Here is a 21,371-nt window from a genome sequence, read left to right as displayed (position 1 = left end):
CACCATGCCAACTATCGATTTAAGCCAGCTACCCGCGCCGAACGTGGTTGAACCGCTGGACTATGAAACCCTACTTGCTGAGCGAAAGGTGACGCTGATTTCGCTTTATCCGGCAGACCAGCAGGAAGCCATTGCTCGCACCTTAGCGCTGGAGTCCGAGCCTATCGTCAAGTTGCTGCAGGAAAACGCCTATCGCGAGGTGTTGCTGCGCCAGCGCGTAAATGAGGCGGCGCAGGCGGTCATGCTGGGGTATGCCGCAGGCAGTGACCTCGACCAGCTCGGCGGCAATTATAACGTTGCCCGACTGGTGATTACCCCGGCCGACGACAGCACATTACCCCCTGTGGCCGCCGTCATGGAAAGTGACAGCGATTTCCGTGTGCGTATCCAGCAGGCCTTTGAAGGGTTGAGCGTGGCCGGGTCGGTCGGCGCGTATCAATTCCATGGTCGCAGTGCTGACGGCCGCGTTGCCGACGTGTCTGTCACCAGCCCAACACCGGCGAGCGTCACGGTGTCGGTGTTGTCTCGCGAGGGTGCCGGCACGGCCAGCCCGGAGCTGATTGCGATTGTTGAGGCGGCACTCAATGCCGAGGATGTGCGGCCGGTTGCTGACCGAGTGACAGTGCAGTCGGCAAAGATTGTGCCTTATGTGATTGACGCCGCGCTCTACCTGTATCCGGGGCCGGAGGCTGAACCTGTCCGGCAGGCATCGGAGCAAAAGCTAAAGGCCTATATCGGCACGCAGCATCGCCTCGGCCGGGATATCCGCCTGTCGGCCATCTATGCCGCGCTGCATGTGGAAGGGGTGCAGCGGATAGAGTTAAAGAGCCCAGCGGCCGATATTGTTTTAGACGAGACACAGGCATCAAGCTGTTCACGCTACCAACTGACTGTTGGGGGATCCGATGAGTGATGGTCGCCTGCTGCCGGTCGGCTCGTCACCGTTAGAAGTGGCAGCAGCCACGGCCTGCGCTGAATTTGCACGGGTGCCGGTACCGCTGCGCCAGCTCTGGAACCCGCAAGCCTGCCCGCTCAATCTGTTGCCGTATCTGGCGTGGGCATTTTCTGTCGACCGATGGGATGAGCGCTGGCCGGAGGCGACAAAACGCAGCGTTGTCGAAAGCGCGCATTTTGTTCACCGGCATAAAGGTACCATCAGCGCACTGCGGCGCGTCGTTGAGCCGCTCGGTTATCTGATTGAGGTGCGCGAGTGGTGGCAGCTCAACGAGACCCCCGGCACGTTTCGGTTGGTTGTCGGCGTACTGGAAACGGGCATCACCGATGAAATGTATCGGGAGCTGGAACGCATGATAGCCGACGCGAAACCAGCGAGTCGCCACCTTATCGGCCTTGCGATTAGTCTCTCCAGTGCTGGCGCTGGCTATATGGGGGCAGCCAGTTACAGCGGCGATGCACTGACCGTTTATCCCTATTTACCCGAAACCATTTCTGTCGGCAGCACCGGTTACACCGGCGTGGCGATTCATCTTATTGACAACCTGAGAGTAAACGCATGACAGCAAAATTCTTTGCCATTCTGACCAATCAGGGCGCGGCGAAACTGGCGAATGCGGCCGCACTTGGCACCCGAGTTGATATGACGCATATCGCCGTCGGTGACGGCGGTGGCAGCCTGCCGACACCTGACGCGGCGCAAACGGCCCTTAAGGGGGAAAAGCGCCGCGCAGCCATCAATATGCTGACCATTGACCCCGGCAACGATAGCCAGATTATCGCCGAGCAAATCATCCCGGAAAATGAGGGCGGTTGGTGGATTAGAGAGATTGGTCTGTTTTCTGCTGACGGCACGCTGATTGCGGTCGCTAACTGCCCGGAGACCTACAAGCCGCAGTTGCAGGAAGGCAGCGGCCGCACGCAAACCATTCGCATGGTGCTGATTGTCTCCAGCACCGAGGCAGTGACACTCAAAATTGACCCGGCTGTTGTGTTGGCAACGCGGCAATATGTTGATGAACAAATCGGTCAGCATGAGAAATCACGCAATCACCCCGATGCCACATTAACGGACAAGGGCTTTGTGCAACTGAATAGCGCCACTGACAGCAACAGTGAGACGCGGGCGGCAACTTCTAAAGCGGTGAAGGCGGCGAATGATAATGCGAACACCCGATTATCAACGGCCAATAACCTGAGCGAGATCCGAGTCGCCGGACGCAATGCACAGTTGGCCGCACAGGAGAATATCGGGCTTGCTGAATACGGTATTTGCCCGGCGGTTAAGGCGACAACGGGGACGGATTTAAATACGGTTTTGACGTGGAGTGATTGTGTTGTGACGGCTCCAGTTAATGGGCCCATTAGTGGCGATACCGGGACTATTTTCTTACAGGTGAGGACGTGGCAATCAGGTACGGGTGTCATAGGTTACCGTACGGTTCAAGAGGCTAGCGGCTATGGTCAGTCTGGTAGCACAGGCGGCAGGGTTTGGCGGCGCACGTGGACGGGCAGCGTCTGGAGCAATTGGATTGAGTTTTATTCTGAATCGCGCAAGCCCACCGCTGATGATGTTGGGGCGCTTAGCCGTAAAGATTTCCCTGTAGGCATTCCGCAACCCTGGCCGCTTAGCGCTGCGCCGACGGGCTGGCTGAAATGCAACGGGGCCGCATTTGACAAAGCACAGTACCCATTGCTGGCACAAGCCTACTCAAATGGTCGCCTGCCCGACCTGCGCGGAGAATTCCTCCGGGGCTGGGATGATAGCCGAGGGGTAGACAACGGACGCGGGGTGCTTACGGGGCAGGCCGCGACATGGATACAACCGAATATTGAAAATAACCCTACAACTACCAGCATTATGTTGGGTAACGGGGAGGGGGAGTTTAATTCGGGGGCGCTTGGTGCAGTCACCAGCTTACCTGACACCGGCAATAATGGGCCTCGTAACCGTTGGTATATCCGTCCGCGTAACATCGCATTTAACTACATCGTGAGGGCCGCATAATGAGCAAATACAGCACAGATTTACCCACTGCAACTTTGAATGATGCCGGTCTGGCCGTGACGGCCGGTTGGCTGACGGTTTACAGCATTGAGCCGGTACAGCGTGAGTATCAGCAAGCCGTATTGGAATATCTGCCGGAAGGTGTTGGCCTGCCTGCGTTGAGTTTCATGGATAAGCCGGTATTGCCTAAAGCCGGATTGGCGCTGGTGCGCAGCGTTGACGGTACCGCGTGGGAAGCGCTCTCTGATTACCGTGGGCAGACAGCTTACAGTACGGTTACTGGCGAACCGCAGACCGTGACGGCCATCGGTGATTTACCGCAAGATGTTACGCTGCAAGTGCCATCAACGCAGTTTGATAAGTGGAACGGTAAGAAATGGGTAACGGATACCCGTGAGCAACAGCAAGCAGCAGTTGATGCCGCGCAGCAAGAACTGATGTTACGTCAGCAAAAAGCAGAAAGCGCAATCGCGCCACTGGAGACGGCCATCAGACTGAATATGGCAACGGAGGCAGAAAAAGCGGCGCTTACCGCATGGGAAACCTACAGCGTACTGTTGAATCGTGTTGATACGACAACTGCACCCGATGTCGCGTGGCCGCAATCGCCTGATGCTTAAAAAAACAGCCCGTAACGCATGTTACGGGCTGTTCTCTGTTGCGCGGTCTTTCCCTGATGTTGCCGCGTCTTGTCCAGTGACAGTAACCCACCTGATTAAAATCCGTCCAATTGGTTGTATAGATCAATGCGTCAAGATTGATCGGCTAAATCGATCGTCATGCTTTTTCTCCTCCTCCTGTCTCCTTGCTCCGTTGTCTGGTCGGCTATCCACCGGCCATTGCGTGCGCCTGCGCAAGCCCGGCGGCAAGCTAGGCACACCATCAACAACCGGAGTCACAATATGGGTGATTATCACCACGGCGTGCGTGTCGTCGAAATCAACGAGGGTACGCGCGTCATTTCCACCGTTTCGACGGCTATCGTCGGTATGGTCTGCACCGGCAAAGATGCTGACCCGAAGGTTTTCCCCCTCAACACCCCGGTATTGATTACCGACGTGATTGCCGCTGCCGGTAAGGCGGGGAAATCCGGCACGTTGGCGAACGCCTTGGCCGCCATTGGCGACCAGTGCAAACCGGTGACGGTTGTCGTGCGTGTCGACGAGGGCAAAGACGCGGCGGAAACCACGTCGAACATCATCGGCGGCGCGGATGAAAATGGCCGCTATACCGGCATGAAAGCCCTGCTTACTGCGCAGGCCGTCACCGGTGTAAAACCGCGCATTCTGGGCGTGCCGGGACTGGATACGCTGGAGGTGGCGACGGCGCTGGCCGGTATCTGTCAGCAGTTGCGCGCCTTTGGTTATATCAGCGCGTATGGCTGCAAAACCATTTCCGAGGCCATTACCTACCGTGACAATTTTAGCCAGCGCGAGCTGATGCTCATCTGGCCGGATTTCCTCGCATGGGATACTACCGGCAACGTGAGCGCCACGGCTTATGCCACCGCTCGTGCGCTGGGCCTGCGCGCCAAAATCGACACGGAAACCGGTTGGCATAAAACCCTGTCTAACGTCGGCGTCAATGGCGTGACCGGTATTTCCGCCAGCGTGTTCTGGGACTTGCAAACGCCCGGCACCGATGCCGACCTGCTCAATGAGGCCGGGGTCACGACGCTGGTGCGTAAAGACGGTTTCCGCTTCTGGGGTAACCGTTCCTGTTCTGATGACCCGCTGTTTTTGTTTGAGAACTACACCCGCACCGCGCAGGTGTTGGCTGACACCATGGCCGAAGCGCACATGTGGGCGGTGGATAAGCCAGTCACCGCCACGCTTATTCGCGACATTGTCGAAGGCATCAAGGCCAAATTCCGTGAGCTGAAATCCAATGGCTACATCATCGACGCGGATTGTTGGTACGACGAGTCGGCCAATGACAAAGAGACCCTGAAAGCCGGGAAGCTGTATATCGATTACGACTATACCCCGGTTCCCCCACTGGAAGACCTGACCCTGCGCCAGCGCATCACCGATAAGTATCTGGTGAATCTGGCCGCAGGCGTCAACAGCTAAGAGGACGCGTTAAACCATGGCACTCCCGCGCAAACTGAAGTATCTCAACCTGTTTAACGACGGCCTGAGCTATATGGGCGTGGTCAGCTCTGTGACCCTGCCGAAATTGACCCGCAAGCTGGAGAACTACCGCGGCGGCGGCATGAACGGTGCGGCCCCGGTGGATATGGGGCTGGACGATGACGCGCTGAGCATGGAATGGACTGTCGGCGGCTTCCCGGATGACCAGCTCTGGGAACAGTACGCCGCTGCCAGTGCGGCATCGGTACCGCTGCGATTCTGTGGCTCCTACCAGCGCGATGACACTGGCGACATGGTGGCCGTGGAAATCGTGATGCGTGGCCGTCACAAAGAGTTTGATTTTGGCGACCAGAAACAGGGCGAGGACACCGAGACAAAAATCTCGACCCAATGCACCTATTTCAAACTGACTGTCGACGGCAAAGAGCGCATCGAAGTTGACACCGTCAACATGATTGAGCGCGTGAACGGCGTCGACATGCTGGAACAGCACCGCCGCAATATCGGGCTGTAATCACCGGGCGGTCAGCGACGCTGGCCGCCATTCCCCATACTGAATTGAGAGAACATCATGAAAAACGAAACTACCGTCATCGCTACCGATAACCCAAACGTCGTGCAGTTGGATACCCCGGTAAAACGCGGCGATACCACCATCACCACCGTCACGCTGATTAAACCCAACACAGGTACATTGCGCGGTGTCGGGCTGGCCTCGCTGGCAAACTCTGACGTTGATGCGCTGATTAAGGTGCTGCCGCGCATGACGTACCCGGCATTGACCGAGAGCGAAGTCACTGCGCTGGAGCTGCCTGACCTTGTGGCACTGGCCGGGAAGGTTATCGGTTTTTTGGCACCGAGTTCGGCACTCTAGATTTCCCGGCAGGCTTGTCGGTTGATGACTTGATGGCGGATATCGCGACGATTTTCCACTGGCCGCCGTCAGAGCTTTACCTGATGACACCGCAAGAACTCCTCAACTGGCGCGATAAAGCGCTCCAACGAAGCGGACAAACGAATGAGTAACAACGTCAAGTTGCAGGTGCTACTCAAAGCCGTTGACCAAGCGACCCGCCCGTTTAAAAGCATCCAGACAGCGAGTAAATCGCTGTCTGCGGAAATCCGCGACACCCGGCAGAACCTGAAAGAATTAAACGCGCAGGCCGGGCGCGTCGAAGGATTCCGCAAATCGAGCGCGCAGCTTGCCGTCACCGGTCAGGCGCTGGCAAAGGCTAAGCAGGAAGCCGCCGCGTTGGCGGTGCAGTTCAAAAACACCGAGAAGCCGACCCGAGCACAGGCGCAACTGATGGATGCGGCCAAACGCTCGGCTGCCGAGCTGCAACTCAAATACAACGGGTTGCGGCAGTCGGTGCAGCGTCAGCGCCAAGAGCTGGCACAGGCCGGGATTAATACCCGCACCCTGGCCGCCGACGAGCGCCGCCTTAAATCGTCCCTGAGTGAAACCACTAACCAGCTTAACCGGCAGCGTGAGGCGTTATCGCGCGTCAGCCAACAGCAGGCCAAACTCAGTGCGGTGAGCCAGCGTCATCAGGCCGGGAAGCAATTGGCGGGCAGCGTGGCCGGTGCCGGTGCGGCCGGGGTGGGTGCGGCGACAGTCGGCGGCTTTGCAGCAAAAAAACTCCTGACGCCGGGGTATGATTTCGCGCAAAAAAACTCTGAGTTGCAGGCCGTGCTCGGTGTGGCAAAAGACTCGGCTGATATGGTGGCGCTGCGCACGCAGGCGCGACAGCTTGGTGATAACACCGCCGCATCCGCCGATGATGCGGCCGGGGCGCAAATCATCATTGCCAAAGCGGGCGGCGACAAAGACGCCATTACCGCTGCAACGCCGGTTACGCTCAATATGGCGCTGGCCAACCGTAAAACCATGGAGGAAAACGCCACCCTGCTGATGGGGGTAAAGTCGGCTTTCGGGCTGACAAACGACAAGGTCGCGCACATTGGTGACGTGATTTCTCAGACCATGAACAAGAGCGCCGCTAACTTTGAGGGCCTCAGCGATACCCTGACCTATGCTGCGCCGGTGGCGAAAAATGCCGGTATCAGCGTCGAGGAGACAGCCGCCATTGCCGGTGCGCTGGCCGATGCCAAAATCACTGGCTCTATGGCCGGTACGGGGAGCCGGGCGGTGATTACCCGGTTACAGGCACCCATGGGTAAAGCCAAGGATGCGCTGGGGGAGCTGGGCGTCAAGACCGCTGACCGCAAAGGCAATATGCGGCCGCTGTTCAGCATCCTGAAAGAAATGCAAAACAGCTTCGACAAAAACAAGCTCGGTACTGCTCAGCGCGCGGAGTACATGAAGGTCATCTTCGGTGAGGAGGCATCGTCGGCCGCTGCCGTGCTGATGGGGGATGCTGCATCCGGCAAGCTTGACCGCCTGACCAAATTGCTCAGGGAGTCTGACGGCAAGACCGCCGAACTGGTCAAAATCATGCAGGACAATCTCGGCGGGGATTTGAAAGAGCTTCAATCCGCCTATGAGGCCATCGGTATCGACCTGTATGACCAACTGGAAACGCCATTCCGTGAGCTGACAAATCGGGCGACAAAGTTCCTGCTGAAAATTGACCTTTGGATCAAAGACAACAAAGAGCTGGCCGGGACGTTGGGGAAAATTGCCCTTGGTGGACTCGCTATTGTCGGCATTTTGGGGGCGATTGGTTTGGCATCGTGGCCGGTCATCATGGGGATTAACGGTATCGTTGCGATTGCTGGCGTGATGGGGACGGCCTTTAGCGTGGCTGGCACCGCAATCATGACAGCACTTGGCGCACTGACGTGGCCGATAGTCGCGATTGGCTTGGCTATTGTGGCCGGGGTGCTGTTGATTCGCAAATATTGGCAACCTATTAGCGCCTTTTTCAGTGGTGTGATTCAGGGGGTTATGGAGGCGTTTGCGCCGGTGGGTGAACTGTTCAAACCCTTGAAACCGGTTTTTGACTGGCTCGGCGATAAGCTAAAGGCGGTCTGGCAGTGGTTCAAGGATTTAATCAAGCCGGTGGAGTCCACCAAAGAGACCCTCGATAGCTGCAAAAACGCGGGGCTGGCTTTTGGTCGGGGGCTGGCTAATGTGCTTGGCCTACCACTAAAAGCATTCAATAAACTGCGACAGGGCATTGATTGGGTGCTGGAAAAGCTCGGGGTTATCAACTCCGAATCCAGTGACCTCGACAAGAAAGCGCAGAAGGCTAATGACTACGCCAACGGTGCGAACGGGCGCGGATATTCCCCCTCTGGTGGTCTGTTGACGGGCGGCTATGTGCCGGTTACGCCCGGGGGTGGGAAAGCCTTTGTCGATAACAGCGTCAACAACTTCCACGTCGGCAGCCAGCACCCCGGCGGCACCAGCGCAGCCGAAACCAAACGGATGTTGCTGGAAGTGGTGGAAGAACGGGAGCGCAAACGCCGTGCGGCACAGCGCTCAAATATGGCGACGGATTAAGGAGGGTGTGCTGATGATGTTAATTCTCGGGCTATTTGTATTCCAGTTGCAGACCGTGCCCTATCAAACTCTGGCACGCTCGGTGGATTATCGCTGGCCGTCAAACAGCCGCGTCGGCCAGCGGCCAGCTCTGCAATTTCTCGGCGTCAATGAGGAGAAAATCACGCTATCCGGCGTCCTGCTGCCGGAAATTACCGGCGGTAAAATCTCGATGCAACTGCTTGATGCCATGGCCGCCGAGGGCAAGGCGTGGCCGCTACTGGAAGGCACTGGCACCATTTACGGTATGTTTGTCGTGAACAGTGTCAGTGAAACCCGCACGGAGTTTTTCTCCACCGGCAACGCCCGGCGCATCGAGTTCACGCTCACACTCACTCGCGTGGATGAGTCCTTTACGGCGATGTACGGTGATTTGCAGGCGCAGGCCGAGGGGATGCTCGGCCAGTTGAGCGAACTGACAGCCAGAGTGGGGAACGTGGCTGGAGGGTTATTCCAATGATTACCGGGATGACATTGGATGCCGGGGCAACCATCGCCCCGGCGTTCATGCTCAAAATGGGTGATAAAGATATCACTCACAATATTAGTGACCGCCTGCTATCCCTGACGCTGTCGGACAATCGCGGATTTGACGCCGACCAGTTGGATATCGAGCTGGATGACGCCGACGGTCAGGTCATGATGCCTAACCGGGGTGCAGTGCTGACGCTCCACCTCGGCTGGCAGGGTGCGCCACTGTTCAATAAGGGCAATTTTACCGTTGACGAAATAGAGCACCGGGGCGCGCCGGACACGCTGACGATTCGCGCTCGCTCCGCTGATTTTCGCGGCTCGCTCAACTCCCGCCGGGAAGAGTCGTATCACGACACCACGCTAAGCGCGGTGATTAGCAAGATTGCCGAGAGGAACAAGCTGACAGCCAGCGTCGCGAAAGGATTGGCCGAGATTAAAGTCCCGCATATCGACCAGTCGCAGGAGTCTGACGCCAAGTTCCTGACGCGCCTCGCCACCCGTAACGGCGCGGAGGTCTCGATAAAAGCCGGGCGGCTGTTATTTATCAGGGCCGGGAATGGCGTGACTGCGAGTGGCAAGCCTATCCCGCAGATGACGATTGAGCGTCGTGACGGTGACGGGCATCAGTTTGCCATTGCAGACCGGGCGGCATATACCGGCGTTACGGCCAAATGGCTGCACACCAAAGACCCGAAGCCGCAAAAACAGCAGGTGAAGCTCAAGCGCAAACCGAAGCCGCAGCACCTGCGCGCGCTGCAACACCCCAAAGCTAAACCGGTTACCGCCCAGAAATCAGCGACAAAGCCGAAAGAGGAGCGTGAAGGGGAGTACATGACCGGCGAAGCCGATAATGTGTTTGCTATCACTACGGTCTACGCCAGCAAGGCGCAGGCGATGCGCGCCGCACTGGCCAAGTGGGATAAGTTGCAGCGCGGTGTTGCGGAGTTTTCAATCAGTCTCGCGATGGGCCGTGCAGATTTATACCCAGAAACACCGGTTGCAGTTAAAGGGTTTAAGCGCGTCATAGATGAGCAGGCGTGGACAATCACTAAGGTGACCCACTCACTCAGTAATAGCGGCTATACGACGGCGCTAGAGCTTGAGATTAAGCTTTTAGATGTGGAGTACGAAGAGGAGAGTAAATAAGGTTGAGTGATTAATAATTAATTGATATTAAAGGATAAATGGCTAAAATCACCTTATCAATGTTGACCGGTCGAGGTGATAAATTATGTTTCATTGCAATATCTGCGGAACTGCTGCACATGCTCGTTCAAGCCGTTATCTCAGCGAGAACACCAAAGAGCGCTATCACCAGTGTCAGAATATAAATTGCAGCCATACCTTTGTCACAATGGAAACCATCGAGCGCACAATTATGAAACCCGGCCATGTGGTGCCGGTGATGCCTCACCCGACCCATTACGGCCAACAAAGCATGCTGATGTAGCCAAAACGAAGAAGCCCCGGAAATCCGGGGCTTTTTTTCGATGTGGTCAATGTGTGGACGTGACATGAAATAAATCCTTTTATTTCAATGTTATAAACACAATTAAATGTCACCTGTCACTGACATTGCGGGGTTTTCTCCAATATTGACTGTCAAACGCAGTCTAAAAGTAGGCTCATAACCGCCAGCCAGGGATCAGCGATGCAGTAAGCGGGCAGGGCCCGACGACTGGGGTGGAACGATTCCTGTTGGCCGGTTATTACGCCGGATAACTGTTTTGCCGGATATCCATCAAGTATAGCTATCTGGCAAAACAGACTCGTGCTGAGTCAGGGAACTAGCATTTATTAAAAAGGCCGGAAAGATCCGGCCCCGGGGTTCAGCTTAACCACCGAGCGGGAAACCCCGCCCGGATGGGGCAATTACATCGACTGAGTGAAAGTACGGGTAATTACGTCTTGCTGTTGTTCTTTGGTCAGCGAGTTGAAGCGAACGGCATAACCGGATACGCGGATGGTCAGCTGAGGATATTTCTCAGGATCTTGCATCGCGTCCAGCAGCATTTCACGGTTCATCACGTTGACGTTCAGGTGCTGACCGCCTTCGATAGAAGCTTCGTGGTGGAAGTAACCGTCCATCAGACCCGCCAGGTTGGCTTTACGCACGTCGTCGTCTTTACCCAGTGCGTTTGGCACGATGGAGAAGGTGTAGGAGATCCCATCCTTCGCATAGGCAAACGGCAGTTTGGCTACGGAAGTCAGAGAGGCTACGGCACCTTTCTGGTCACGGCCGTGCATTGGGTTAGCACCTGGACCGAATGGAGCGCCAGCACGGCGACCATCTGGGGTGTTACCGGTTTTCTTGCCGTAAACCACGTTGGAAGTGATGGTCAGTACGGACTGAGTCGCTACAGCATTACGGTAGGTACGCAGTTTCTGAATTTTCTTCATGAAACGTTCTACCAGGTCACAGGCGATGTCATCAACACGAGCATCGTTGTTACCGAACTGCGGGTATTCACCTTCGATTTTGAAGTCTACGGCCAGGCCGTCTTCATCACGGATGGTGGATACTTTAGCGTACTTGATAGCAGACAGGGAGTCAGCCGCAACGGACAGACCTGCGATGCCGCAAGCCATGGTGCGGTAAACGTCACGGTCATGCAGTGCCATCAGTGCAGCTTCATAGCTGTACTTGTCGTGCATGTAGTGAATGATGTTCAGCGCGGTCACGTACTGCTTGGCCAGCCAATCCATAAAGTGGTCCATACGTTCCATGACTTTGTCATAGTCCAGCACGGTATCCATCATTGGCGCTTCTTTCGGGCCAACCTGGATTTTCATTTTTTCATCAACGCCGCCGTTGATGGCGTACAACATGGTTTTCGCCAGGTTGGCACGGGCACCGAAGAACTGCATTTGTTTGCCGACAATCATCGGGCTAACGCAACAGGCGATGGCGTAGTCATCGTTGTTGAAGTCAGGACGCATCAGGTCGTCGTTTTCATACTGTACGGAGGAGGTGTCGATAGACACTTTCGCTGCGTATTTTTTGAAGTTCAACGGCAGTTTTTCAGACCACAGGATGGTCATGTTCGGTTCCGGAGACGGCCCCATGGTGTACAGGGTGTTCAGGAAACGGAAGCTGTTTTTGGTGACCAGAGTACGGCCGTCAACGCCCATACCTGCCAGGGACTCAGTCGCCCAGATTGGGTCGCCGGAGAACAGCTCATCATACTCAGGAGTACGCAGGAAGCGCACCATACGCAGTTTCATCACCAGGTGGTCAATCAGTTCCTGCGCCTGTTCTTCGTTCAGTTTGCCTGCTTCGATATCGCGTTGGATGAACACGTCAAGGAAGGTAGACACGCGGCCGAAGGACATGGCTGCACCGTTCTGGGATTTCACTGCGGCCAGGTAGCCGAAGTAGGTCCACTGTACGGCTTCTTGTGCGTTGGTAGCCGGCTTAGAGATATCGCAGCCGTATTTGGCCGCCATTTCTTTAATCTGGCCCAGAGCGCGATGCTGTTCAGCAATTTCTTCACGCAGCTGGATGGTCATTTCCAGATCTTCGCCGTTTTCCAGCTTGGTCTGCAGTGACTTGAACTGATTCAGTTTGTCGGCCATCAGGAAATCGATGCCGTACAGGGCTACGCGACGGTAGTCACCGATGATGCGGCCACGGCCATAAGCATCTGGCAGACCGGTCAGCACGCCGGATTTACGGCAGTTCAGAATGTCTTTGGTGTAAACATCGAATACGCCCTGGTTGTGGGTTTTGCGGTATTCGGTGAACACTTTTTTCAGCTGTGGATCCAGTTCACGGCCATAGACCTTACAAGAACCTTCTACCATTTTGATGCCGCCGAATGGGATCAGCGCACGTTTCAATGGTGCATCAGTCTGCAAGCCAACGATGGTTTCCAGCTCTTTGGCAATGTAGCCAGCGTCGTGGGAAGTGATGGTAGCTGCAACGTTGGTGTCGAAATCAACTGGCGCATGGGTGCGGTTTTCCAGTTTGATCCCTTCCATAACCTTGTCCCACAGGGTGGAAGTGGCCTGAGTTGCGCCGGCCAGGAAGGATTCATCACCCTCGTAAGGAGTGTAGTTTTTCTGGATGAAGTCACGAACGTTGACCTCGTTCTGCCAGTCACCTTTACTGAAACCTGCCCAAGCTTTGGCTAACTTCTCGTTAAGTTCGGTCATTATACACCTACCTTTAATTGTGGAGTTCTAACTCGGCGCGCGGTAACTAACAGCTTAGTGCTGTTGTTCACCACCACGCAGATAAATTACCCAGTAAGTCAACCCAACCAGCAAACCGCCACCAATGATGTTGCCAATGGTGACTGGGATCAGGTTGTCGATGATAAAGTTGCTTACGGTCAGATGAGCAAACTGCTCAGGTGTTGCCCCTATGGCTTGCCAGAATTCTGGCGTGGCGAAGTTTTTAACCACGATACCCATAGGGATCATAAACATGTTGGCGATGCTGTGTTCGAAACCGCTGGCGACAAACATGCCGACCGGCAGGATCATGGCGAACATTTTGTCCATCAGGCTGCGGCCTGAGTAGCTCATCCACACCGCCAGGCAGACCATCAGGTTAGCCAGAATGCCGAGGCAGACGGCCTCAACAAAAGTGTGATGCAGCTTGTGGTCAGCGGTTTGCAGGACGTTCAGGCCCCATTGGCCGTTGGCCACCATGTGTTCGCCAGAGAACCAGATGAGTGCCACAAAGAACAGTGCGCCAATCAGGTTACCGATATAGACATTCAGCCAGTTGGCACCCAGCTGGCACCAGCTGATACGGCCGCTGGCCTTGGCGATGACAATCAGTACGGTAGAAGTGAACAGGTCGGCGCCCGAAACGACGACCAGCATTAACCCCAGGGAGAAACAGATGCCGCCGACCAATTTTGCCAGGCCGAAAGGCACACCGGCAGTGCCGGTAGTCGCCGTGATATAAAACACGAATGCGATTGAAATAAAGACACCGGCAGTGATCGCCAAATAAAACGTTTTCAGCGGATGCTTGGTGGCTTTGTACACACCTGCATCCTCAGCGATTTTCGCCGTTGCTGCAGGTAATATCAGATCGAAGGGGTTGTCAGCTTTCACACTAACTCTCGCTTTTAAGGGTTAAAACAACGCAATGAGATACTAGCAAAGCAGTATAGGGTAAAAATTGATTTGGATCATAAGGCGAGAAACTAAAGCGGCCAAAAACCAGATAAATTGCAAGGTTTATTGAGTTAACTAATTGAATTTTATTGTAAAACTATTTTTTAATGTTTGCAAATAATTTTGAATAAACCATCCGAACCTTCTCGGAAAGGTTAAATTTTCATGCATTTTGTCACTTTCCGACGGTCAGCGTTTAATTATCGGTTAATTATTATTTTACCGACTGGTAACAATTGCCGTTTTATTTGTCTTGTTTGCTGATAAGTGCGTAATTAAGCGAAAAAAATAAGCAGAAAAACCGCTTATTTAACCGTCAAAATAAGATGTTGATAATTTGGAGAGAGGCGACAGGGGGCAATTTGAGTATTGCGCCGGCAGCGGACCGCCGGCGCAAAGGGACTGAGATTACGCTTGCGCCCAATAACGGCGTTTGGCGTTCTGCAGTTTTTCGTAGGCCGCTAACAGCGCCTGATGAGCCGGCAAGGCTTTCAGATCGTTATCGACTGCGAACAGGCCGTTAAAGCGCACTTCGCCGCTGATGGCCGCAGAGGCAGCATCTACCGCTTCCTGACCGTACATCTTCACGAAGGCAGTGTAGTACTGCGCCGGATCGCGGTCAGGTTCTTGTGTCAGTAACAGCAGCGTTTGCAGGCAACGGTAATAGTTGCTGCGTGCCGGGCTCAACACCGAAGCGTTGAAGTCTTGCGTCCACTCGGCCCAGATCAGCGCCTGGTCCATATCGCCACCGGCCAATGCCAGCATTGATTTCAACTCGCCAACGCGCAGGGTGTTCCAGGCGTTGTCTTTACCGGAAGCAATACCCAGCAGTTCGCGCACGCGGGTGAAATCGTCCAGGCCTTCGTCGTCAAAGCGTTCAATCAGCGCCAGATATTCTTGCGGCTCCCACTCACTGCCCGGCAGAGCCAACAGAAGATCACGCAGGTGCGCACCCATGCTGTTGTTGGCCAGCAGCAGGTCTTCCGCAGGGTAAATATCGGACATGCCCGGCACTATGATGCGGCAGGCATACACGTCCAAATGTTCGTAGTCGGCGATGTACACTTCCGCGCCTTCTTTATCGAAGATGCTCATCAACGTGGCGAACTCTTCCTGCGTGCTGCCGCTGAAGCTCCAGTCGACAAACGGGTAATCCGCATCCTGCTTGAACATATCCCAGGAGATCAAACCGCTGGAATCGATAAAGTGGGTTTCCAGGTTGGTATGCTCTGCGACTTCTTCGTCGTCGAAGGTTGGTGCGGTGAACACATCCAGATCCTTCAGGCTACGGCCCTGCAGCAGTTCAGTCACGGTACGCTCAAGTGCCACGCCAAAATCAGGATGGGCGCCGAACGAGGCGAAACAGGTGCCGTTAGCCGGGTTGAACAGCACAACGCAGATCACCGGGTAGTTGCCGCCCAGTGAGGCATCGTAAGAGAGGATCGGGAAACCTTCTTCTTCCAGCTTGGCGATAGCTTCCACCACGCCCGGATAGCGGTTCAATACTTCGGCCGGGATCTCCGGCAAGCTGATGGATTCGGCGATGATGCGGTTTTTCACATAGCGCTCGAACACTTCAGACAGGCCCTGTACGCGAGCTTCGTTGGCGGTGTTACCGGCGGACATGCCATTGGACACATAAAGGTTACCGATGATGTTCATCGGGATGTAAACCGTCTGCTGGTCGGACTGACGGGAGAATGGCAGGGCGCAAATGCCACGATCGCCATTACCGGACTGCAGGTCGATCAGATCGCTGGCGTTAACTTCCCGATCCGGATTATAGAATGCATGCAGACGATCATCGAGAATGCCGGCCGGCAGCGAATCATCGGCTGGGATCGGGAACCATTTCTCGTTCGGGTAGTGCACGAAATCGCCTTCGGCAATCTGTTTGCCCAGATAGAAGTCGGCAAAGAAATAGTTGGTAGAGAGACGTTCGAAGTATTCGCCCAAAGCGGAGGCCAGCGCAGCTTTTTTGCTGGCGCCTTTACCGTTGGTGAAGCACAGCGGGCAATCGCGATCGCGGATGTGAACCGACCATACGTGTGGCACCGGGTTCAGCCAGGAGGCCTCTTCGATATTAAAACCCAGATCGCTTAATTTCTGTTGGAAACGGGCGATAGAGTCTTCCAGCGCGGCGTCTTTGCCAGGGATAAAAGTTTGCGTCATTGTCTTCACTTTTTGAGCGTACTAAAAACGCGCAATGATACGGGGTTTTACGCCCAAGCTCCATGTATTCCTAAATCGGTGGCAAAGTCACAGTTTTTTTGGGGATAAGGGCCATAATTCAGCGGGTTATCTATCATGGAGAAACCCAATGAAATCAGTGAAACTCAGCGCTGTGGCGCTCCTGCTGGCGGGCGCAAGCGGTTCTGCTCTGGCCTTGCCCACCATTACGCTGTTGGCGACCGGTGGCACCATCGCCGGTGGGGGCGAATCGGCGACAAAATCCAACTACACGGCGGGTAAGCTGGGCGTTGATGCCCTGGTGAATGCCGTGCCGGAGCTGAAAAACGTCGCTAACGTGCAGGGCGAACAGGTAGTGAACATCGGTTCACAGGATATGAATGATGAGGTTTGGCTGAAACTGGCGAATAAAATCAATGCCGACTGCGCTAAAACCGATGGTTTTGTCATCACCCATGGCACCGACACGTTGGAAGAAACCGCGTACTTTCTTGATCTGACGGTTAAATGCGACAAGCCGGTAGTGATTGTCGGGGCGATGCGCCCGGCCACCGCGATGAGCGCCGACGGTCCGTTTAATTTGTATAACGCCGTGGTAACGGCAGCAGATCCGCAATCGGCTAAACGCGGTGTGCTGGTGGCGATGAACGACATCGTGCTGGATGGGCGCGACGTGACTAAAACCAATACCACTTCCGTACAGACTTTCCAGTCGCCCAATTTTGGCCCGCTCGGCTATATCCATAACGGCAAGGTTGATTACCAGCGCTCGCCGCAACGCAAACACACCACCGATACCCCGTTTGATGTCACCAGTCTGACCGCATTGCCCAAGGTCGGCATTATCTATAACTATGCCAACGCCTCCGATGTCCCGGCCAAAGCGCTGATTGCCGAAGGTTATCAGGGCATCGTCAGCGCCGGAGTCGGTAACGGTAATCTGTATAAAACGGTATTCGATACCCTGGCGACAGCCGCCCATAACGGGGTCGCCGTGGTGCGTTCCTCCAGAGTGCCCACTGGCGCGACCACCGAAGATGCCGAAGTGGATGATACCAAATTCGGCTTTGTTGCCGCCGGTACGCTGAATCCGCAAAAAGCGCGGATCCTGCTGCAACTGGCGCTGACTCAGACTAAAGACGCCAAACAAATTCAGCAGATGTTTAATCAATACTGAGTGTCTTTCCTTCATTCGGGGGCCTGCGTGCCCCCTAGCCATGTCGGCTGTATACAGCATAAAAAACCGCGTTAACCCACTGAATTGGCCGTTGTCACAGCGTTTTATTGCAAAAAATACCGGTGATTTGGCAGAGCCTGTTAGCGCAGGGTTTGGGCGTTTCCCGGCATCGGGCGAATAACCGTTGCAGGAGGGGGGCGCGAGTGATAAAACCGAAGGATTAATTCGGGCGTATTTCGGTAGGCCAGTATCATTGGCGAATAGTGAATGTGGTGAGGGGAAATGACTCAGGTTTATAATTTTAGCTCTGGTCCGGCCATGCTGCCGGTTGAAGTTTTGCGTCGTGCGGAACAGGAGCTGTGCAACTGGCACGGTCTTGGCACCTCGGTGATGGAAATCAGCCATCGCAGTAAAGAGTTTATCGAAGTCGCTCAGCAGTCCGAACAGGACCTGCGCGATCTGCTGAAAATCCCCTCCAACTATAAAGTTCTGTTCTGTCACGGTGGTGCCCGCGCGCAGTTTGCCGCGTTACCGCTGAACCTGTTGGGTGACAAAACCACCGCAGACTATATCGACGGCGGTTATTGGGCACATAGCGCCATCACCGAAGCGAAAAAATACTGCACGCCAAACACCATCGACGTGAAAACTAACGTCGACGGCCTGCTCGGCATCAAACCGATGAAAGAGTGGCTGTTGAGCGATGACGCGGCCTACGTGCATTACTGTCCGAATGAAACCATCGACGGCGTGGCTATCGATGAGGTGCCTGACTTCGGCGATAAAGTGGTGATTGGCGATTACTCCTCCACCATTCTGTCCGGTCCGCTGGACGTTAGCCGTTTCGGCGTGATTTACGCCGGGGCGCAGAAAAATATTGGTCCGGCCGGTCTGACGCTGGTGATTGTACGTGAAGATCTGCTGGGTAAGGCGCGTCGTGAAGTGCCGTCGATCCTCGATTACACCGTGCTGGCCGAGAACGACTCCATGTTCAACACGCCGCCGACCTTTGCCTGGTACCTGTCCGGCCTGGTGTTCAAATGGCTGAAAGAGCAGGGTGGCCTGGTGGAAATGCATAAACGTAACCAAGCCAAGGCCGAGTTGCTGTACGCGACCATCGATAATTCTGATTTCTACCGCAGCCGGGTGGCGCTTGCCAACCGTTCCTGGATGAACGTGCCGTTCCAGTTGGCGGATCCTGCACTTGATAAGGTGTTCCTCAGCGAAGCAGAAGCCATTGGCCTGCAAGCGCTGAAAGGCCACCGAGTGGTTGGCGGCATGCGCGCTTCTATTTACAATGCAATGCCGCTGGCCGGTGTGAAGACATTAACCGACTTTATGGTCGACTTCGAACGTCGTCACGGTTAAGCCAGGTTGCCTGCCTTGAGCGGGCCGCCTTCGCTGTTGTCCTTTTGAGTTAAAGCGGCTCCGGCATTTTTCCCGGGGCCGTTTCGTTTATCAGATTTTGGAGATTTTAGTTCACATGGTGGATTCCCTGACGTTACAACCGGTTGCCTTGGTCAATGGCACCGTCAACTTACCCGGCTCCAAGAGCGTGTCCAACCGTGCTCTGCTGCTGGCTGCGCTGGCGGAGGGAACGACGACGCTGACCAACCTGCTGGACAGCGACGACGTGCGCCATATGTTGAATGCGCTGCAGGCGCTGGGCGTGAACTATCAACTGTCAGACGATCGCACCACCTGTAAAGTTGAAGGTGTTGCCGGCCCGCTGGTGGCCAGCCAACCGCTTGAACTGTTCCTCGGCAATGCCGGTACCGCGATGCGTCCCTTGGCGGCCGCGTTGTGCCTGGGCAGCAATGATGTGGTGTTGACCGGTGAGCCACGCATGAAAGAGCGTCCAATTGGTCATCTGGTGGATGCCCTGCGTCAGGGCGGCGCCCAGATTGATTACCTGGAGCAGACCGATTATCCGCCATTGCGCCTGCGTGGGGGTTTCCGCGGCGGTGATGTGACCGTCGACGGCAGCGTTTCCAGTCAATTCCTGACCGCATTGCTGATGGCGGCACCTTTGGCCGAACAGAACACCAATATCCATATCAAGGGTGAGCTGGTTTCCAAGCCGTACATTGATATCACGCTGCACCTGATGCGTACCTTTGGCGTTGAGGTCAGCCACGACAACTATCGCGTGTTCCACATCAGTGGCCGCCAAACCTACCGTTCTCCGGGCGACTACCTGGTGGAGGGTGATGCTTCTTCGGCTTCTTACTTCCTGGCGGCCGCCGCAATTAAAGGTGGCACCGTGCGTGTCACCGGCATCGGTAAGAAAAGCGTTCAGGGCGACACCAAATTTGCCGATGTATTGGAAAAAATGGGTGCACGCATTACCTGGGGCGATGACTATATTGAATGCAGCCGCGGTGAATTGCGTGGCATCGACATGGATATGAACCACATTCCTGATGCGGCGATGACCATTGCGACTGCGGCCCTGTTTGCCGAAGGCCCAACGACCATTCGTAATATCTATAACTGGCGGGTGAAAGAAACCGACCGTCTGGCTGCGATGGCGACAGAGTTGCGTAAAGTGGGCGCGGAAGTGGATGAAGGGGAAGACTATATTCACGTCGTACCGCCGGCCAAGCTGAAATTTGCCGATATCGGTACCTACAATGACCACCGTATGGCGATGTGTTTCTCGCTGGTGGCGCTGTCGGATACTCCAGTGACCATTCTCGATCCGAAATGTACCGCGAAAACCTTCCCGGACTACTTCGAACAACTGGCACGCATCAGTCAATTGGCGTGATCCGCAGTCAGATACTTTCTTTTAAGGCCCTTAATTGGGCCTTTATTGTTTTTAACGCCTGTAGCCCGGTGCTGTCCGCTATACTTTTGCGCGGTCATACGCTTATTTTCAACAACCAGACAGTTCCAGGGTAACAGTTCGCCGTTTGGCAGCGTATAATGCGCCACCGTGACTGCCCCGATTGGGCGGGCGGCAGGGATGTTTTTAATTATGCTTTCGCATTGTGCTGGCGGCAGGTTATGTCCCTGTGAGGTTTTCTACCTGAAGGAGAGAGAAATGACGGCTACAGCCCCGGTGATAACCGTTGATGGACCAAGTGGCGCAGGCAAAGGCACGCTGTGTAAAGCGTTGGCCGAATCACTTGGTTGGCGTTTGCTGGATTCCGGTGCGATTTATCGCGTGCTGGCTTTGGCAGCGTTGCATCATCAGGTCGATATCACGTCTGAGGAGGCGCTGGTTCCACTGGCCGCACATCTCGATGTTCGCTTTATTGCCCTGGATGGCAAACTGCAGGTTATTTTGGAAGGTGAGGATGTCAGCAATGAAATCCGCACCGAAACCGTTGGCAATACCGCTTCGCAGGCAGCTGCTTTTCCGCGCGTGCGTGAAGCCCTGTTGCGCCGCCAGCGGGCGTTTCGTGAGGCTCCTGGGCTGATTGCCGATGGCCGCGATATGGGCACGGTGGTGTTTCCCGATGCACCGGTCAAGATTTTCCTGGACGCCAGTTCGGAGGAGCGTGCACACCGCCGCATGCTACAGTTGCAGGAAAAGGGCTTTAATGTTAACTTTGAACGTCTTTTAGCCGAGATAAAGGAACGGGATGACCGTGACCGTAATCGGCCTATCGCGCCCCTGGTGCCGGCTTCCGACGCCCTCGTGCTGGATTCAACCAGCATGTCGATCGACGAAGTCATCCAGCGTGCGCTGACTTATGCACATGAAGTTTTAGCGTTGCCGCAGCAGTAAGCGCGGCGGCGTTATTGGCTTTTTGTCATATTTGTCATGGTAGTATCGAACTATATCGGGTAAAATTTTACCCCTGTAACCTAAACCCTGTCGGCATGGAG

Annotated in this window: 19 protein-coding genes; 16 read left to right on the top strand and 3 right to left on the bottom strand. The window is 55.1% G+C overall.

Features of this window, described 5'->3' with window-relative positions:
- Positions 1 to 4 precede the first annotated feature (4 nt).
- The 12 genes from BEI65_RS01270 (at position 5) to BEI65_RS01215 (ending at position 10,484) form a co-directional block, all read left to right on the top strand.
- Positions 5 to 913 carry a baseplate assembly protein gene (locus BEI65_RS01270; protein WP_099061760.1) on the top strand — a complete coding sequence of 303 codons (909 nt, stop codon included), beginning with the start codon at positions 5 to 7 and terminating at the stop codon, positions 911 to 913.
- Positions 906 to 1,517, top strand: coding sequence for a phage tail protein I (locus BEI65_RS01265; protein ID WP_099061759.1), 612 nt, complete (start codon positions 906 to 908; stop codon positions 1,515 to 1,517). The genes BEI65_RS01270 and BEI65_RS01265 overlap by 8 nt, the downstream gene beginning before the upstream one ends.
- A complete protein-coding gene (locus tag BEI65_RS01260) occupies positions 1,514 to 2,962 on the top strand; it encodes a phage tail protein (protein ID WP_099061758.1) in 1,449 nt (482 codons plus the stop codon). The genes BEI65_RS01265 and BEI65_RS01260 overlap by 4 nt, the downstream gene beginning before the upstream one ends.
- The gene (locus tag BEI65_RS01255; protein ID WP_099061757.1) at positions 2,962 to 3,582 is read left to right on the top strand and encodes a tail fiber assembly protein; all 621 of its coding nucleotides are present in this window, start codon (positions 2,962 to 2,964) and stop codon (positions 3,580 to 3,582) included. Before BEI65_RS01260 ends, BEI65_RS01255 begins: the two co-directional genes overlap by 1 nt.
- A gap of 282 nt (positions 3,583 to 3,864) precedes the next feature.
- Positions 3,865 to 5,034, top strand: coding sequence for a phage tail sheath protein (locus BEI65_RS01250; RefSeq protein ID WP_099061756.1), 1,170 nt, complete (start codon positions 3,865 to 3,867; stop codon positions 5,032 to 5,034).
- A gap of 16 nt (positions 5,035 to 5,050) precedes the next feature.
- A complete protein-coding gene (locus tag BEI65_RS01245; RefSeq protein WP_099061755.1) occupies positions 5,051 to 5,569 on the top strand; it encodes a phage major tail tube protein in 519 nt (172 codons plus the stop codon).
- Between the two features lie 57 nt (positions 5,570 to 5,626).
- A complete protein-coding gene (locus BEI65_RS01240) occupies positions 5,627 to 5,929 on the top strand; it encodes a phage tail assembly protein (RefSeq protein WP_099061754.1) in 303 nt (100 codons plus the stop codon).
- A gap of 32 nt (positions 5,930 to 5,961) precedes the next feature.
- Positions 5,962 to 6,081 carry a GpE family phage tail protein gene (locus tag BEI65_RS01235; RefSeq protein WP_099061753.1) on the top strand — a complete coding sequence of 40 codons (120 nt, stop codon included), beginning with the start codon at positions 5,962 to 5,964 and terminating at the stop codon, positions 6,079 to 6,081.
- Positions 6,074 to 8,521, top strand: coding sequence for a phage tail tape measure protein (locus tag BEI65_RS01230; protein WP_099061752.1), 2,448 nt, complete (start codon positions 6,074 to 6,076; stop codon positions 8,519 to 8,521). Before BEI65_RS01235 ends, BEI65_RS01230 begins: the two co-directional genes overlap by 8 nt.
- A 13-nt stretch (positions 8,522 to 8,534) precedes the next feature.
- The gene (locus tag BEI65_RS01225) at positions 8,535 to 9,020 is read left to right on the top strand and encodes a phage tail protein (protein ID WP_099061751.1); all 486 of its coding nucleotides are present in this window, start codon (positions 8,535 to 8,537) and stop codon (positions 9,018 to 9,020) included.
- Positions 9,017 to 10,180, top strand: a complete 1,164-nt coding sequence (locus tag BEI65_RS01220) for a phage late control D family protein (RefSeq protein ID WP_099061750.1) — start codon at positions 9,017 to 9,019, stop codon at positions 10,178 to 10,180. Before BEI65_RS01225 ends, BEI65_RS01220 begins: the two co-directional genes overlap by 4 nt.
- 85 nt (positions 10,181 to 10,265) lie before the next feature.
- Positions 10,266 to 10,484, top strand: coding sequence for a DNA-binding transcriptional regulator (locus tag BEI65_RS01215; RefSeq protein WP_099061749.1), 219 nt, complete (start codon positions 10,266 to 10,268; stop codon positions 10,482 to 10,484).
- A gap of 422 nt (positions 10,485 to 10,906) precedes the next feature.
- Here the strand turns inward: BEI65_RS01215 and pflB are convergent, their stop codons facing one another.
- From pflB to ycaO, 3 genes are all read right to left on the bottom strand, one after another.
- Positions 10,907 to 13,189 (bottom strand): formate C-acetyltransferase, encoded by a 2,283-nt coding sequence (gene pflB, locus BEI65_RS01210; protein WP_099061748.1) that lies wholly within the window; start codon positions 13,187 to 13,189, stop codon positions 10,907 to 10,909.
- A gap of 54 nt (positions 13,190 to 13,243) precedes the next feature.
- A complete protein-coding gene (gene focA / locus BEI65_RS01205) occupies positions 13,244 to 14,104 on the bottom strand; it encodes a formate transporter FocA (protein ID WP_099061747.1) in 861 nt (286 codons plus the stop codon).
- 471 nt (positions 14,105 to 14,575) lie between these two features.
- Complete coding sequence (ycaO, locus tag BEI65_RS01200; protein ID WP_099061746.1) at positions 14,576 to 16,339, bottom strand: 30S ribosomal protein S12 methylthiotransferase accessory factor YcaO; 1,764 nt, start codon at positions 16,337 to 16,339, stop codon at positions 14,576 to 14,578.
- Between the two features lie 148 nt (positions 16,340 to 16,487).
- On the opposite strand from ycaO, the gene ansB reads away from it, so the two are divergent.
- From ansB to cmk, 4 genes are all read left to right on the top strand, one after another.
- Positions 16,488 to 17,534 carry an L-asparaginase 2 gene (gene ansB, locus BEI65_RS01195; RefSeq protein WP_099061745.1) on the top strand — a complete coding sequence of 349 codons (1,047 nt, stop codon included), beginning with the start codon at positions 16,488 to 16,490 and terminating at the stop codon, positions 17,532 to 17,534.
- A gap of 282 nt (positions 17,535 to 17,816) precedes the next feature.
- Positions 17,817 to 18,902 carry a 3-phosphoserine/phosphohydroxythreonine transaminase gene (gene serC, locus BEI65_RS01190; protein WP_099061744.1) on the top strand — a complete coding sequence of 362 codons (1,086 nt, stop codon included), beginning with the start codon at positions 17,817 to 17,819 and terminating at the stop codon, positions 18,900 to 18,902.
- A gap of 115 nt (positions 18,903 to 19,017) precedes the next feature.
- Positions 19,018 to 20,304 (top strand): 3-phosphoshikimate 1-carboxyvinyltransferase, encoded by a 1,287-nt coding sequence (aroA, locus tag BEI65_RS01185; protein WP_099061743.1) that lies wholly within the window; start codon positions 19,018 to 19,020, stop codon positions 20,302 to 20,304.
- A 276-nt stretch (positions 20,305 to 20,580) separates the two neighbouring features.
- A complete protein-coding gene (gene cmk / locus BEI65_RS01180) occupies positions 20,581 to 21,270 on the top strand; it encodes a (d)CMP kinase (protein WP_085116071.1) in 690 nt (229 codons plus the stop codon).
- Positions 21,271 to 21,371: the final 101 nt, after the last annotated feature.

The sequence above is a fragment of the Serratia sp. BW106 genome (assembly GCF_002607755.1).
Lineage (GTDB): Bacteria > Pseudomonadota > Gammaproteobacteria > Enterobacterales > Enterobacteriaceae > Serratia > Serratia proteamaculans.
Note: the sequence above shows the minus strand (reverse complement) of the source record. Positions and strands in the feature narration are given on the sequence as shown.

Coding starts and splice junctions, on each gene's coding strand:
- BEI65_RS01265 (WP_099061759.1), top strand. CDS start 906: ATGAGTGATGGTCGCCTGCTGCCGGTCGGCTCGTCACCGTTAGAAGTG.
- aroA (WP_099061743.1), top strand. CDS start 19,018: ATGGTGGATTCCCTGACGTTACAACCGGTTGCCTTGGTCAATGGCACC.
- BEI65_RS01255 (WP_099061757.1), top strand. CDS start 2,962: ATGAGCAAATACAGCACAGATTTACCCACTGCAACTTTGAATGATGCC.
- serC (WP_099061744.1), top strand. CDS start 17,817: ATGACTCAGGTTTATAATTTTAGCTCTGGTCCGGCCATGCTGCCGGTT.
- ansB (WP_099061745.1), top strand. CDS start 16,488: ATGAAATCAGTGAAACTCAGCGCTGTGGCGCTCCTGCTGGCGGGCGCA.
- BEI65_RS01230 (WP_099061752.1), top strand. CDS start 6,074: ATGAGTAACAACGTCAAGTTGCAGGTGCTACTCAAAGCCGTTGACCAA.
- BEI65_RS01215 (WP_099061749.1), top strand. CDS start 10,266: ATGTTTCATTGCAATATCTGCGGAACTGCTGCACATGCTCGTTCAAGC.
- pflB (WP_099061748.1), bottom strand. CDS start 13,189: ATGACCGAACTTAACGAGAAGTTAGCCAAAGCTTGGGCAGGTTTCAGT.
- ycaO (WP_099061746.1), bottom strand. CDS start 16,339: ATGACGCAAACTTTTATCCCTGGCAAAGACGCCGCGCTGGAAGACTCT.
- BEI65_RS01250 (WP_099061756.1), top strand. CDS start 3,865: ATGGGTGATTATCACCACGGCGTGCGTGTCGTCGAAATCAACGAGGGT.
- BEI65_RS01235 (WP_099061753.1), top strand. CDS start 5,962: ATGGCGGATATCGCGACGATTTTCCACTGGCCGCCGTCAGAGCTTTAC.
- BEI65_RS01225 (WP_099061751.1), top strand. CDS start 8,535: ATGATGTTAATTCTCGGGCTATTTGTATTCCAGTTGCAGACCGTGCCC.
- BEI65_RS01240 (WP_099061754.1), top strand. CDS start 5,627: ATGAAAAACGAAACTACCGTCATCGCTACCGATAACCCAAACGTCGTG.
- cmk (WP_085116071.1), top strand. CDS start 20,581: ATGACGGCTACAGCCCCGGTGATAACCGTTGATGGACCAAGTGGCGCA.
- BEI65_RS01245 (WP_099061755.1), top strand. CDS start 5,051: ATGGCACTCCCGCGCAAACTGAAGTATCTCAACCTGTTTAACGACGGC.
- BEI65_RS01270 (WP_099061760.1), top strand. CDS start 5: ATGCCAACTATCGATTTAAGCCAGCTACCCGCGCCGAACGTGGTTGAA.
- BEI65_RS01260 (WP_099061758.1), top strand. CDS start 1,514: ATGACAGCAAAATTCTTTGCCATTCTGACCAATCAGGGCGCGGCGAAA.
- BEI65_RS01220 (WP_099061750.1), top strand. CDS start 9,017: ATGATTACCGGGATGACATTGGATGCCGGGGCAACCATCGCCCCGGCG.